The 12,587-nt window shown below is 70.3% G+C and carries 10 protein-coding genes; 5 read left to right on the forward strand and 5 right to left on the reverse strand.

From position 1 onward, the window contains the following. The first annotated feature begins 121 nt into the window (after positions 1–121). From KQ305_RS10135 to KQ305_RS10145, 3 genes are read left to right on the forward strand one after another with little or no spacing between them, the layout of a single operon-like run. Positions 122–814: a methyltransferase domain-containing protein gene (locus KQ305_RS10135; RefSeq protein WP_259725283.1), complete on the forward strand. Its 693-nt coding sequence runs from the start codon at positions 122–124 to the stop codon at positions 812–814. After that, positions 811–1,965: an NAD(P)/FAD-dependent oxidoreductase gene (locus KQ305_RS10140; protein WP_259725284.1), complete on the forward strand. Its 1,155-nt coding sequence runs from the start codon at positions 811–813 to the stop codon at positions 1,963–1,965. Before KQ305_RS10135 ends, KQ305_RS10140 begins: the two co-directional genes overlap by 4 nt. Further along, positions 1,956–3,053, forward strand: coding sequence for a type III polyketide synthase (locus KQ305_RS10145; protein WP_259725285.1), 1,098 nt, complete (start codon positions 1,956–1,958; stop codon positions 3,051–3,053). The genes KQ305_RS10140 and KQ305_RS10145 overlap by 10 nt, the downstream gene beginning before the upstream one ends. A gap of 17 nt (positions 3,054–3,070) precedes the next feature. Here the strand turns inward: KQ305_RS10145 and glyS are convergent, their stop codons facing one another. Next, entirely contained in the window at positions 3,071–5,236 is a 2,166-nt protein-coding gene (glyS, locus tag KQ305_RS10150) for a glycine--tRNA ligase subunit beta (protein WP_259725286.1), read from the reverse strand. Positions 5,237–5,349: 113 nt separating this feature from the next. On the opposite strand from glyS, the gene sir reads away from it, so the two are divergent. Together sir and KQ305_RS10160 are read left to right on the forward strand one after the other, a co-directional pair. Beyond that, entirely contained in the window at positions 5,350–7,119 is a 1,770-nt protein-coding gene (gene sir / locus KQ305_RS10155; protein WP_259725287.1) for a sulfite reductase, ferredoxin dependent, read from the forward strand. Between the two features lie 52 nt (positions 7,120–7,171). Next, positions 7,172–7,573, forward strand: a complete 402-nt coding sequence (locus KQ305_RS10160) for a hypothetical protein (protein ID WP_259725288.1) — start codon at positions 7,172–7,174, stop codon at positions 7,571–7,573. Here KQ305_RS10160 and KQ305_RS10165 read toward each other — a convergent pair. The 4 genes from KQ305_RS10165 to tsf are packed head-to-tail and all read right to left on the reverse strand — an operon-like array spanning position 7,546 to position 12,572. Then, positions 7,546–8,253, reverse strand: coding sequence for a M15 family metallopeptidase (locus tag KQ305_RS10165; protein ID WP_259725289.1), 708 nt, complete (start codon positions 8,251–8,253; stop codon positions 7,546–7,548). The genes KQ305_RS10160 and KQ305_RS10165 overlap by 28 nt on opposite strands. A gap of 35 nt (positions 8,254–8,288) precedes the next feature. Continuing rightward, positions 8,289–10,775, reverse strand: coding sequence for an ATP-dependent DNA helicase RecG (recG, locus tag KQ305_RS10170; RefSeq protein ID WP_399231336.1), 2,487 nt, complete (start codon positions 10,773–10,775; stop codon positions 8,289–8,291). A 23-nt stretch (positions 10,776–10,798) separates the two neighbouring features. Beyond that, a complete protein-coding gene (locus tag KQ305_RS10175) occupies positions 10,799–11,902 on the reverse strand; it encodes a hypothetical protein (protein ID WP_259725290.1) in 1,104 nt (367 codons plus the stop codon). Positions 11,903–11,912: 10 nt separating this feature from the next. Next, positions 11,913–12,572, reverse strand: coding sequence for a translation elongation factor Ts (gene tsf / locus KQ305_RS10180; RefSeq protein ID WP_259725291.1), 660 nt, complete (start codon positions 12,570–12,572; stop codon positions 11,913–11,915). Positions 12,573–12,587: the final 15 nt, after the last annotated feature.

Here is a 12,587-nt window from a genome sequence, read left to right on the forward strand (position 1 = left end):
GGCTCCCCATCCAGCGGATTCACGTCAGGCGTCCAATCCGTCTGCCCAGCCCCAAACCCTTGCGACCTTCCACCCGATGCATTGGCAGCCCCTGGGCGAGCGGAACCGACAGCCTGAGTGGATGGATCAGATCGGCATCGACGCCGCTGCCCACGATCAAGCCCTCAGAGGGCTGCGACGGATCAATGCCTTCAGCGGTGCAGCGGGGTCCCTGTTCAGCCCGATCAAGGCCCTGGCCGTCGCACTCGACCACTCCCGCCCCCTGAGGATTCTGGACGTCGCCTGCGGCGGCGGTGACAACACCATCGCCTTGGCGGAGCGTTGCCGAAAGGAAGGTCTGGCGGTGCACATCGACGGCTGCGATCGCAGCCAGCAGGCGGTGGCCATCGCCAGCCGCCATGCCGCCGGCACCCCCCTGAGCGGAACGTTCTTCCAGGCCGACGCCCTGGACGATCCCCTGCCGCCTGATTACGACGTCATTCTCTGCAGTCTGTTTCTGCATCATCTCGATGAAGACGCCGCCGTCGACCTGCTCCGCCGCATGGGCCAGAGCTGCCGGCATCTGGTGCTGGTGAACGACCTGATCCGCAGTCCCCTGGGCTATGGACTGGCCTGGGTGGGTTGCCGGCTGCTGAGTCGCTCGCCGATCGTCCATTTCGATGGACCCGTTTCGGTGCAAGGGGCCTTCCGGATGAAGGAGGCGCTGGATCTGGCTTGCCGGGCCGGCCTTGGGGGGGCCAGCATCCGACGCAGCTGGCCCGAGCGCTTCCTGCTCAGCTGGCGCCGTCCTGACCTCTCACCAGAGGCTCCATGAGGGCTCCGGAGTGGGACGTGATTGTGCTCGGGGCAGGACCCGCCGGCGCCCTGGCAGCCCACCAGCTGGCCAGGCAGCGGCTGCGGGTGCTGCTGGTGGACAAGCGGGCCTTTCCCCGCTGGAAGGTCTGCGGCAGTTGTCTCAACGGGGTAGCCCTCAGGGCGCTGGAGGAGGCAGGCCTGGGGGGGCTGGTGGACCGGCTGGGCGGCGTACCCCTTGTCCGGCTGCGTCTGGGATTGCAGGGCCATCAAACGGAGCTGGAACTTCCCCTGGGCCGGTCCTTATCCCGCGGCTGCCTCGACCTGGCGCTCTGCGAGGCCGCGGTGGCCGAAGGAACGGTGTTTCGGATGGAGACCGAAGCCACGGTGGCTGACCCTTGCCCGGGCGGCCGGCAGGTGCGGCTGCGCAGCGGCACCGCGTCTGAAACCACCAGCGCCCGGGTGGTGCTGGTGGCGACCGGCTTGGGTAGTCCAGGTCTGAACCCTGCCATCCCGATCCAGGCCAAGGTCCAGGCGCGCTCCCGAGTGGGTGCCGGCTGCCAGGTGGACGCCGGCGCGAGCCGTTATGGCCGGGGCACCATCCACATGGCCATCGGCCGTCATGGCTACGTGGGTCTGGTCCGTACCGAAGCCGACGAACTCAACCTGGCAGCGGCCTTCGACCGAACCCATCTGATCACGGCGGGAGGTCCGGCCGTCGCCGCCGCAGAGGTGCTGGCGGAGTCTGGTTTCGATCCTCTCCCCCAGGCGTCTGGAGCCGCCTGGTTGGCCACCCCAGCCCTGACCTTCAGCAGCAGCCCGCCGGTGGCCGAGCGGCTGCTGCTGCTGGGGGATGCCGCCGGGTACGTCGAACCCTTCACGGGCGAGGGCATGGGCTGGGCCCTGCTGGGGGCTCTGGCGGCGGTGCCACTGGTCCTGCAGGGACAGCAGCAATGGAGCAGGGAGCTGGAAGAGCAATGGGTCCGCCGTCACGCCCAGCTGATTGGATCACGCCAGCGCCTCTGCCGTGGTTTGGCCTTCGCCCTGCGCCGCCCTGGCCTCAGCCGCGCTCTCCTGGGGGTGGTGGAACGCTGGCCGGTCCTGGCCGCCCCCCTTCTGCACCCCTGCGATGGCGCCAGCCTGAAACCGCTGATCCCCGAGCCATGTCCCTGACCATCCAGGGCCTGGGAACGGCCCTGCCTCCCGGGCGCATTGCCCAGGGCGATGCCGCCGCCATTGCGGCCCAGGTGGCCCTGCCCAGCCAGGTCCCCTCCCCAGGCCAGAGACGGCTGCTCGAGACCCTGCATCGCCGCTCGGGTGTCGCCAGCCGCCACAGCGTTCTGCTTGATCCGCCCGGCAGCGACCCCAGGCAAACCTTCTTCGGAGCCACCAGCCCCGGCACCGGCGAGCGGATGCGGCGCTACGCCCGAGAGGCGCCGCCCCTGGCCCTGCGGGCCGTCCAGGCGGCCCTCGAGCAGGCCCAGGTCCCTGCGGAGCGAATCACCCATCTGGTCACGGTGTCCTGCAGCGGCTTCAAGGCCCCCGGCGTCGATCTTGCCCTGATGGCCGCCCTGCCGCTGGACGCCGGCCTGGCCCGCACCCACGTGGGCTTCATGGGTTGCCACGGCGCCCTCAACGGGTTGAGGGTCGCGGCGGCATTCACCGCTGCCGAGCCGGAAGCCTGCGTCCTGCTTTGTGCCGTCGAGCTCTGCAGCCTGCATCTCCAGTACGGCTGGGATGCGGAGAGGATCGTGGCCAACACCCTCTTCGCCGATGGGGCCGCCGCCCTGGTGGTCACCGGTGAGCCGCCGGCAGAGGGTGCGCCGGCAAAGGCGCCGCTGGGGCGGTGGATCGCCAGCGGCTCCCTGCTGGTGCCAGACAGCGCCGAAGCCATGTCCTGGGAGATCGGGGACCACGGTTTCGCCATGGGCCTGTCTCCGCAGGTTCCTGATCTGATCGGCGCGCATCTGCGGCCCTGGCTGGAGGGGTGGTTGGCCGGCCATGGGCTCACGCCCGCCGCCATCGCCTCCTGGGCCGTGCATCCCGGCGGACCTCGCATCCTCTCGGCCGTCACGAAGGGCCTTGGGCTCGATCCAGAGCTGATCGAACCTTCGCGGTCGGTGCTGCGCGACTACGGCAACATGTCGTCCCCGACCCTGCTGTTCATCCTCGAGCGGTTGCGGCGCAGCGGAGCCCCCGGGCCCTGCCTGGCCATGGCCTTCGGACCAGGGCTGTGCATCGAGGTGGCCCTGCTGGAGTGATCCAGGCCCCAGGCGCCTCAGCCGCCCAGGCGTCCGAAATCCGCGAGCACAGCGGCCTGGTTGCGCAGCACAGCCAGCAGCCGCAGCCGGTTGCGGCGCACCTCGGGCTCGTCGCACATCACCATCACGCTCTCGTCGCCATCGAAGAAGGCCGCCAGGGTGGCGCCGCTCTCCCCCAGCAGGCGGGCGAGGGGCTCGTAGCGAGCGGTTCCGCCGGCAGCGGCATGCAACGCCAAGCGCTCCAGCACCGCCAGGACAGCGGCCTCACTGGGAGACCCGAACAGCGACGGGTCCACCACCCCGACCGGGCTGAGCACGTCGGCGGCCAGATCGGCGTGCTCGGCAAGACGGGAGGCCCGTTGCACCACCGCCTGCACCAGGGGCAGGCGCTCCTTTGCCCGCAGGCGCCGCAGCAGCTCCACCCGGGCCCGGGCATCGGCCGGATCCCGCAACAGCCGCTCAAGCGCAACGCCCTCGCCGGCCACCGCCTGGACCAGATCGGTGCCAAAGCCCTCCTCCTCCAGCAGGCTGGCGAGGCGCTGACGCAGGAAGTCGAGCAGGTCGGCCGCCAGGGCCGGTGGCTGGATCTCCAGGGCGGGCAGCAGCCCCTGCCAATGGGCCGTCGCTTCGGCCACCAGAGCCACCAGATCGAGCGACCAGTCCCGATCCCAGAGGATCTGCAGCACCCCGTTGCCGGCACGGCGCAGGGCATAGGGATCGGAGGAGCCGCTGGGCCGTTCGCCCCTGGCGAAGATGCTGAGCAGCAGCTCCAGGCGCTCGGCCAGGGCCAGCAGGGCCCCCGCCTCCGAACCCGGCAGGGCATCGCCGGCGCCGCGGGGCTGATAGTGCTCCAGCACCGCCAGGGCCACGGCGCGGGTTTCCCCTTCCGCCAGCAGGTACTTGGCCCCCATGACGCCCTGCAGCTCAGGGAATTCCCCCACCATCTGGCTGACCAGGTCGTGCTTGCACAGGGGAGCGGCCCGGCGGACAGCGGTGGCGACCTCCTCAGCGATCTCCAGGCTGCGACAGAGCAGATCGGCCAACCAGGCGAGACGCCGGCTGCGATCGGCCAGGCTGCCCAGTCCTTCGGCGAAGGTGACCCGGTCGAGGGCCTCCACCCGCCCGGCGCTGCTCTGACGGCGATCCGCCGCCAGGAAGAAGGCTGCGTCCGCCAGCCGCGCCCGCAGCACCCGCTCGTTGCCGCGCTGGATCGTGCCGGAGGCGGCGGCAAGGCCATTGCAGATGCACAGGAAGCGCGGCATCAGCACCCCCTCCGCCACCAGGGCCAAGGGATCGCCCGAGGCCCCCGAGAGGCGCAGGGGCACGTAGCGCTGGTGGGAGCGCATCACCGTGCTGAGCACCTCCGGGGGTAAGGCCAGAAAATCGGCATCGATGCGGCCTTCGATCAACCGGGGGGATTCCACCAGGTCGACCAGCTCGTCGAACAGGGCCTCGGGCAGATCCAGCTCGGCCCCGGCGCGTTTCGCTGCCTCCTCCAGCTCACGGCGGATCGTCCGGCCCCTGGCCTCCCGATCAACCTGCACATCGGCAGCCTCCAGGGCCGCGGCGTAGGCCCCGGCCGACGGGATCACCACCACGCCTTGATGCAGACGGTGGCCGCGACTGAGGCGGTCACTGGCCAGGGGTGGATCCACGTCGGTGAGCTGCACCGGAACCACTGCCCCATCCAGCAGCGCCACCAGCCAACGCAGGGGCCGGCTGAAGCGGCCGTCGCCGTCCCCCCAGCGCATGAAGCGCCGCCCCTGCAGGGACCGTATCCAGCCGGGGATGCAGCCGGCCAGCACCGCCTCGGAGGAGCGGCCAAGCTCGGTGGTGCGGGCGAACACGAAGGGACCCTTGTCGGTCTCGCGGATCTCCAGTTGCTCAGGGGCGCAGCCGCAGCGCCGGGCGAAGCCCAGGGCGGCCGGGGTGGGCTGGCCATCGCGGAACGCCTGCTGGGCCGGTGGGCCCTTGCGGTCTTCGATCAGATCCTGCTGGCGCTCGGGCAATCCAGCGATGGTCACCGCCAGCCGGCGGGGGGTGCCGCTGGCCCGGAGGCTGTCCCAGGACAGGCGGGCCTCCTGCAGATCCCTGGCCACGATCGCCTCCAGCTGGGGCTGGGCCAGGCGCACGAAATCGGCCGGCAATTCCTCGGTTCCGATCTCCAGAAGAAAGGTGGCCATGCGGTGGGGCGGGCAGGACGCGACTGTATGCAAAGGGGGGACATGGCGATCGGCGCCGGCGGACGAACACGTCCCGTTCGCTAGTTTCATTCCAACAACCCTTCTGCATGCCGATGTCCTCGACGACGGTCGCCGACAGCACGTCGCTCCCATCGGCCTCCCCCACCAAACCTCCCACCAAACAGGAGGCGCTGAAAGCCGGCAGCGGCCACCTGCATGATCCGCTGGCCACCGAACTGGGCAACGCGCTGCCCAGCTTCACCGATCCCGCCGTCCAGATCCTCAAGTTCCACGGCAGTTACCAGCAGGACGACCGGGACAACCGTCGCAAGGGGGCCGAAAAGGACTGGCAGATGATGCTGCGCCTGCGCAATCCCGGCGGCCGCATTCCCACATCCCTTTATTTAGCCCTCGATACCCTCGCCGATCGGCTGGGCAATGGCACCCTGCGGATCACCACGCGCCAGGCCTTCCAGATGCATGGCGTGCTGAAGACGGACCTCAAGGAAGTGATCGGCGGCATCGTACGGGCCCTCGGCTCGACGCTGTCGGCCTGTGGCGACATCAACCGCAACGTGATGGCCCCGGCCGCTCCCTTCGAGCGCGACGGCTACCCGGAGGCCCGTCTGCTGGCGGATCGCATCGCCGACCTGCTGGCACCCCAGGCGGCCGAGGGCTCCTACCTGGACCTCTGGGTGGACGGTGACCTGAGTTACCGCATCAAGCCCAAAGGACCCGTCAAGAAGGCGCGCCAACTGCAGGAGAGCGGTGCCGTATTCAGTGGGGATTCGGCCGAACCCCTCTACGGCTCCACCTACCTGCCGCGCAAGTTCAAAGTGGCCGTCACCGTTCCCGGTGACAACTCCGTCGACCTGCTGACCCAGGACATCGGCCTGGTGCTGTTCAGCGATCCCTCCGGCCGCCCCCTGGGTTGCAACGTCTACGTGGGCGGTGGCATGGGGCGGACCCACAACAAGGAGGAGACCTTCGCCCGCACGGCCGATCCCCTCGGTTATGTGGCCGCCGCCCATGTGCTGGAACTGGTGCAGGCAATCGTGGCCCTGCAGCGCGACCACGGCGACCGGGAACAGCGTCGCCATGCCCGGATGAAGTACCTGATCCACGATCGCGGCGTGGACTGGTTCCGCACCGAACTGGGCCGTTACTTCCCCCATCCGATCAAGGGGCTGCGCCGCGAACCGACCGCCGTCCTCACCGACTACCTGGGCTGGCACCGCCAGTCGCCGGGCCTGTGGTTCGTGGGTCTGCCCGTGCTCTGTGGACGCCTCCAGGGAGACCTCAAGACCGGCCTGCGCCGTCTGATCGAGACCTACCAGCTGGATGTGCGGCTCACCCCCAACCAGGACCTGCTGCTGTGCAACATCGGCAGCGCCCAGCGGGCATCGGTGCGGGAGGCGCTGGCGGCACTGGGTCTCAGCAGCCCTGAGGCCCCGCCCGCCCTGGCCCGGCACGCCCTGGCCTGCCCGGCCCTGCCCCTCTGCGGTCTGGCGGTCACCGAAGCCGAACGGGTCCTGCCGGACGTGCTGGGTCGCCTCGATGCCCTGCTGGAGCGGCTGGAGATCAGCAAACCACTCCTGGTGCGCATGACCGGCTGCCCCAACGGCTGCGCCCGCCCCTACATGGCCGAGATCGGGCTGGTGGGGAGCGCCGTGGACACCTATCAGCTGTGGCTCGGCGGCAGCCATGGCCTGACGCGGCTGGCCCGGCCGTACCTGGAGAAGATGCCCCTGGAGAAGCTGGAGGCCACCCTGGAGCCCCTGCTGACGGCCTGGCGCGACGAGGGCAGCGCCCGCAGCCGCTTCGGCGACTTCATTGACCGGCTCGGTGACGAGCGGGTAGGCCAGCTGCTCTCTCCCGCCTGATCAGGCCGTCCCTGGAGGCCGCCTAACGTTGGACACGTTTCAGATCCTGCGCATGCCGAACCGTACGGACGTCGCCCTTCAGGCACTGCTGTGCGGGGTGCTGCTGGGTTTCCTGCCGGGCGCCGGCCGCACCAGCGAGGCGGCGGAACGCCCCCGGCCCCCCGAGGCGCCTGTCCAGTACTTCGATTCAGACCCCCAGGCCTGCAAACCGGAGTCGATCAGCGCCTCCTACAAGAACCACCTGCGGCCCTACGCCGACCAGAGCCCCGAGGTGCTGGCCAAGTTGCGCCGGGTGCAGGACGACATGACCCTGGCCAGCCTCAAGCGCTGTGTCCAGAAAGGGCTGCTGACCCGTCCCCAGGCCAGCGTGCTGTTCCGGGAACTGGGCCTGACCCTGCCTGGCACGGTGATCCCCGTGGCCGCGCCTCAACCCTCCCCGGCGACGGCGCCATAAAGAGCCAGGGGCTCCTGGCAACGCCAGGCCCAGAGCTGGTCACCATGGCTGAAGTGCCACCACTCATTCGGGTGCTGGGCAAACCCCGCCGTCCCCATCACCGCCGCCAGCAGGCGCCGGCGGGCGTGCCAGTCGGCGGCCTCGCTGCCGGGCGAGGACCCTGCGTAGTGGTCGGGATGGGAGATGGCCCCGATCGCGTCGATCTCCCCGCCCATCGCCAGGGGCCGGCCGTCGGCCTCGGCCAGGGTGAGATCCACCGCCGCCCCGGTGCTGTGGGGGGGCGGCGTGGCCGGATCAGGGCTCGGCGGGGCCCAGAAGCGATCCACCTCCGCCGCCACGGCCGCCTGGGCAGGCCCGATGGCTTCGGGGTCGAGGCACCGCTCCCGGCAGACCTCGCGGAAGGCGTGGCGAACCATGAAGGCCTGCACGGCAAGGGGGCGCCAGGCATCGAAGATCGCCAGCCGCCAGTGGGGCTGCTGTTGCTGAAGCAGGCCCTGGGCCTTCTTCAGCCGGGCGATCACCCCCCGCCTCAGCCGAAACGGACTGGCACCGGCGCCGTAGGGCGCCCCCAGGGCCTGATACGGATGGGGCTCCAGTCGCCAGAGCGTCGCCGGCAGATCTTCCAGGGGCTCGCCGGCCTCTGCGATGGGGACCGGACTCCAGGGGCGCAGGGGGGGCATGGGGCGGCGGCCGCGGGTCGGCCCGGTGGGCTGAATCAATTCAACTGGGCCGCCTCCACCGAACGGCGGCGCTGGGCCTCGAGGGCCTCGCGCAGGTGGGGGTGGTGGTCCAGGCCAGAATCCGCCGCCAGGATCCTCTGCGCCGCCAGCCGGGCCTCCTCCAGCACGGCACCATCATCGCTGAGGCTGGCCAGGGCCAGGTCCGGCAGCCCCGACTGGCGGGTGCCGAGCACCTGTCCGGGGCCCCGCAGCCTCAGGTCCATTTCGGCGATCTCGAAGCCGTCGCCGCTGCGGGCCAGCAGCTCCAGCCGCTGGCGGGCCATGGCGTTGTCGCCCTCGTGCAGCAGCAGGCAATGGGAGGCGGCGGCGCCCCGGCCGACCCGGCCGCGCAGCTGGTGCAGCTGGGCCAGGCCGAAGCGCTCGGCGTGTTCGATCACCATCACACTCGCCTCCGGCACGTCCACCCCCACCTCCACCACCGTGGTGGAGACCAGCACCTGGGAGCGCCCCTCCTGGAAGGCGCTGATGGCGCGTTGCTTCTCCTCGCCGGTCATGCGCCCGTGCAGCAGCCCCACCGCCAGGGCGGGGAACACCTCCTCATCGAGGTGGCGGTGCACCTCCACCGCCGAGCGCAGATCCAACTTCTCCGATTCCTCCACCAGGGGCAGCACGACGTAGGCCCGCTGGCCCTTCGCCACCTCCTGGCGCACGAGCTCCCAGGCGCTTGGGCGCTCCGATCCCCGCAGCAGCCGGGTGCGGATCGGGGTGCGGCCCGGCGGCAGTTCGTCGATCTGGCTGATGTCCAGATCGCCATAGATCGAGAGGGCCAGGGTGCGGGGGATCGGGGTGGCGGTCATGGTCAGCAGGTGGGGCTGGAGCCCCTTGGCCAGGAGCCGATTGCGCTGGCGCACACCGAAGCGGTGCTGCTCATCCACCACCACCAGACCCAGGCGGTCGAACTGCACCGGGTCCTCGAGCAGGGCGTGGGTGCCCACCAGCAGGTTCACCTGCCCGTTGGCCAGGTCCTGCAGCAGCTGACGGCGGCGGCGGGCGGGGGTGGAACCGGTGAGCAACTCGATGCTGACGTTGAGCTGGGGCAGCCAGCCAGCCAGCTTGTGGAAATGCTGGGCCGCCAGCACCTCGGTGGGGGCCATCAGGGCCCCCTGATGGCCCGCCTGGATGGCACCCAGCAGGGCCGCCAGGGCCACCACCGTCTTGCCACTGCCCACGTCCCCCTGGACCAGCCGGGCCATGGGCTGGGGCCGCTCCATGTCGGCGCGAATTTCGGCCAGCACCCGGTTCTGGGCGCCGGTGAGCGGAAAGGGAAGCAGGGCCAGGAACCGGCTCACCAGGTCTTCGCCGCCCATGGGCAGCAGCAGCGGCGGGGCCGGAGAACGGCGCAGGCGCTCGCGCCGCTGGCCCAGGGCCAGCTGCAGCAGCAGGAACTCGTCGAAGACCAGGCGCCGACGGCAGCGCTGCAGCTCCTCCCTGTTCGCAGGGCGGTGCAGGCCTTGCAGGGCCTCGCCACGGCCCACCAGCCCCAGCTCCAGGCGCAGGGGTTCCGGCAGGGGATCGGGCCAACGGATCGCCGAGGGGAGCACCGCGGCGATCGCCCGGGCGAGGGTCTCGCCACTGAGGCCCTCAGTGAGGGCATAAACGGGCACGAAGCGGCCGATCTGCTCCGAGCGCACCGGTGCCCCGGGGGCCTCCAGCACCTCCAGCAGGGGATCGGCGAACCCGGGGCCGTAGGGGCTCTCCTTCACCAGGCCGCTCACGGCCACCGTGGCCCCCAACGGGTAGAGCCGCTGCTGGGACTTCAACCAGCCGGGGCTGCTGAAGCGACGGCCGGCGAAGAAGCGCGTCACCTTGAGGCGCCCCGTGACGTCCTGGAGGTGCAGCTCCAGGATCGCCAGATTGGGGTTGCGGGGGCTGCCGAAGGCGTGGCAGCGGCGCACCGTGGCCACGATGGTGGCGGTCCGCCCCGGCTCCAGGGCGGCGATCCGCACCAGATGGGCGTAATCGAGGTAATCGCGGGGGTAATGGTGGACCAGATCGCGCACCACCAGCAGGCCCAGGGCGGCGAGCCTGGTGGCGGTCTTCGGCCCGATGCCAGCCACATCCCCCAGGGGGGTCTGGGGAGTGACGCGGACAGCTGCGCCGGAGCCAGCCCGCTCCGCCGCGCTTGGTGGCACCAGCCGCAGGCGAGGGGGAGCCACCGGCAAGACCTCCCGGCGGCGGCCACGCAGCTCGTGCAGGGTCTGCCGCAGCCGGCGCACCAGCGACTGACGGCCCCCCAGGGCCAGGCCGCCATAACCGCCGAAATCAAGGGCCAGGGCGGCCAGCGTCTGGCGCTCAACGGCCTCGAGCCCCACCACCGGTACGGCGAGGCAGGAGGCGACAAAGCCGCTGAAGCGGTCCCGCCGTCCCTGGAGATCGCCAAAGCCGGCTTCGGCCTCCAGGCGACAGGCCAGCTGCAGGGGCGTGCACCAGGCGTCCACGGCCTCCAGGACGGACGCCTCCACCGCTTCGCCGGCGGAGGTCCCGGTCAGTCGCTCGGGATCGATGGGGGGCGGATGTCCTGCAGCCACAGCTGTTCAGCCTGATGGATCCGTAACCGCCGTTGCAGGCGACGGAACTGCTGGGCCATTCTGCGAACCTCCTGGCGATGCTGCTGCAGCCGCCGCCGGCAGGTGCGCAGGCGGGGTTCCTCCAGCTCCAGCTCCACGGCCCGCAACAAGACCGCCATTGCTTGGGCCTGGGGGGAGCGGCTGGGACCGAAGGGAAGGGGCAATCGCATCAGGTTGGCGGGGGCGCCCATGGTCTCCAGCTGGCCATCCAGGACCGCGTCGAGCAGGCTCACCGGCAGCAGGCTGCGGCTGACACCGCCCCGGAGCAACTCGACATTGATGGCGTGGGACAGATTGCGGAGCCGCCGGCCCAAGGCCAGCTCCATGCCGTCCATCCAGCGAAGCACCTGCTCGGGATCCTCCGGTAGCCGACCCGCCTGCCAGAGGGAGGAGTCCTCTGTGGACGCCAGCTCCTCGTCCTGGTCCTGGTCCTGGTCCTGGTCCTGGTCCTGGTCCTGGTCCACAGCCTGGTTCTTGGCGTCCGCATCGGTGTCCGCATCCGCGTCGGCCTCCACGACATCGGCGAGGGACCCAGCCCCACGGGCCAGCGCTGCCATCAGGAACGAGGCCCCACTCAGGGGCGGGGCCATGGCGATCTGAACCGACCCCGGCGGGAGGGGCTCAGGTTCGGGGGAACGACCCTGGGACTCCCCATCCCAGGAGAGTTCCTCCAGGAGCTGCTGGCGCTCATGGCGCTCACGCCGCTGCCGCTCACGGGAAATCTGGGAGGCGAGGATCACCAGCTGCTCCACCGTCAGCAGGCTGGAGCAACGGCTCACCAGCTCGTTGATCTGGCCGAGCAACAGGCGGCGACGCTCCTCAGGCAGCTCGACGTAGCGCTGGGGGTGAACCTGGGTGGCCAGATGGAAGCAGGCCTGCTGCACCCGCTGGGGCAGCACCTGGCGCAGCACCTGCAGATAGAGGGCCACGTGGCGATAGAGCTCCGGATTCGACGCGGTCAGCTGCCGGGACAGGCTCTGCAGCTGAGCCGGCAGATCGATCGCGTCGGACGGTTCGCTCAACGACTCCGGCTCAGGCCGCCTTGGCCATCGCCGCCACTTCCGCAGCGAAGTCGGACTCCTCCACTTCGATCCCCTCGCCGAGGGTGTAGCGGGTGAAGCGCCGCACCCGAATGTTCTCGCCGGTCTTACCGGCGGCCGACTTGACCATCTCACCCACCGTCTGGGTGTTGTCGCGGATGAAGGGCTGGTCCATCAGGGCCAGTTCCTTGAGCCGCTTGCCGATACGGCCAGCGACGATCTTGACCTTCATCTCCTCCTTCTTGCCGGCGAGATCGTCGCGACCCATCTCGATGGACGTCTCGCGCTCGGCCACTTCGGGAGGAATGTCATCGGTGGTGACGTATTCCACGTTGGGGCAAGCAGCGATCTGCATCGCCACGTTGCGCACCAACTCCTGGAAGAGTTCACCCCGGGCGACGAAATCGGTCTCGCAGTTCACCTCCACCAGCACGCCGACGCGGGCACCGGTGTGGATGTAGCTGCCGACGGACCCTTCGGCCGCCGTACGGCCGGCCTTCTTCTCGGCGGTGGCAATGCCCTTCTGGCGCAGCCATTCAGCGGCCTTGGTGGCATCCCCACCGGACTCGGTGAGGGCCTTCTTGCAGTCCATCATGCCCGCGCCGGTCTTGTCGCGCAGTTCCTTGACGAGCTTCGCTGTGATCTCAGCCATGGGTCGGGAGGGAGG

It is taken from the genome of Synechococcus sp. CS-1332 (assembly GCF_025127995.1).
Lineage (GTDB): Bacteria > Cyanobacteriota > Cyanobacteriia > PCC-6307 > Cyanobiaceae > Cyanobium.

Excerpts from the sequence above, each read along its gene's own strand:
- KQ305_RS10135 (WP_259725283.1), top strand. The coding sequence starts at position 122 with ATGGATCAGATCGGCATCGACGCCGCTGCCCACGATCAAGCCCTCAGA.
- KQ305_RS10140 (WP_259725284.1), top strand. The coding sequence starts at position 811 with ATGAGGGCTCCGGAGTGGGACGTGATTGTGCTCGGGGCAGGACCCGCC.
- KQ305_RS10145 (WP_259725285.1), top strand. The coding sequence starts at position 1,956 with ATGTCCCTGACCATCCAGGGCCTGGGAACGGCCCTGCCTCCCGGGCGC.
- glyS (WP_259725286.1), bottom strand. The coding sequence starts at position 5,236 with ATGGCCACCTTTCTTCTGGAGATCGGAACCGAGGAATTGCCGGCCGAT.
- sir (WP_259725287.1), top strand. The coding sequence starts at position 5,350 with ATGTCCTCGACGACGGTCGCCGACAGCACGTCGCTCCCATCGGCCTCC.
- KQ305_RS10160 (WP_259725288.1), top strand. The coding sequence starts at position 7,172 with ATGCCGAACCGTACGGACGTCGCCCTTCAGGCACTGCTGTGCGGGGTG.
- KQ305_RS10165 (WP_259725289.1), bottom strand. The coding sequence starts at position 8,253 with ATGCCCCCCCTGCGCCCCTGGAGTCCGGTCCCCATCGCAGAGGCCGGC.
- tsf (WP_259725291.1), bottom strand. The coding sequence starts at position 12,572 with ATGGCTGAGATCACAGCGAAGCTCGTCAAGGAACTGCGCGACAAGACC.